The following is a 657-nucleotide window of genomic DNA, read 5'->3' as shown; positions in this document are numbered from 1 at the left end:
GAAAGCTTTCTGTTAAGCCATCCAGATGATTATCCGCAGCAAATACCCAGCGATAATTGAGTTCCCATTGCCATTGAGAACTGACTTGCCACTTAGCTCCAATTTCTAATTGGTTGTGGTAATAATCCAAAGCGTATTCGTCGGTATGCGCCCAAACACTCGCTATTGTCGCCGAGCCATAAGCTTCTATGTGTTCTGAGGGCAAGCTAAACCCAGAGCGGAGATGGTTGCTATGACTGACCACTTGCATTGGCGATTGAGCGTAAGCTCGAAGTGGTCCGTAAAGATCGTTAGAGGCAAAAGTGGAAGCAGGCAACCAAAAAGCAAAAGCCAATATTGTAGGTTGCCATCGATTTTTCTTCATGATGAATACCTAAATATAGATTACTCAATAAATTAACTATAGTGTCACTCATTGTTTCGTGCTGGCTATTATACCAATGGTGTTTTTCGCCGAGTAGCTTATTTAGTAGTGAACTTTCAATGACAAACTGAAATCGCGCTTTGCAATCTAAATGTGAGCTAGGTACAATCGCTCTTCCGATAGCGGTCCGGTATTCGTGTTACTGAGCGACCTCTATCGCTTCTCAACTATTTATCAACAAATAGCTTCTAAATTTGAATAACATGTGTTGCTTGGTGTGCAACACCACTGTA

At 42.0% G+C, this 657-nt stretch carries 1 protein-coding gene; it reads right to left on the bottom strand.

Annotation, left to right across the window (positions count from 1 at the left end):
- A partial coding sequence (locus R7093_RS25940; RefSeq protein ID WP_318147109.1) for a DUF3187 family protein occupies nucleotides 1-364 on the bottom strand: 364 nt, incomplete at its 3' end.
- Nucleotides 365-657 lie beyond the last annotated feature (293 nt).

This window comes from Vibrio sp. 1580 (genome assembly GCF_033340055.1).
The sequence above is the reverse complement of the archived record's forward strand: the minus strand, read 5'-3'. Positions and strand labels throughout refer to the sequence as shown.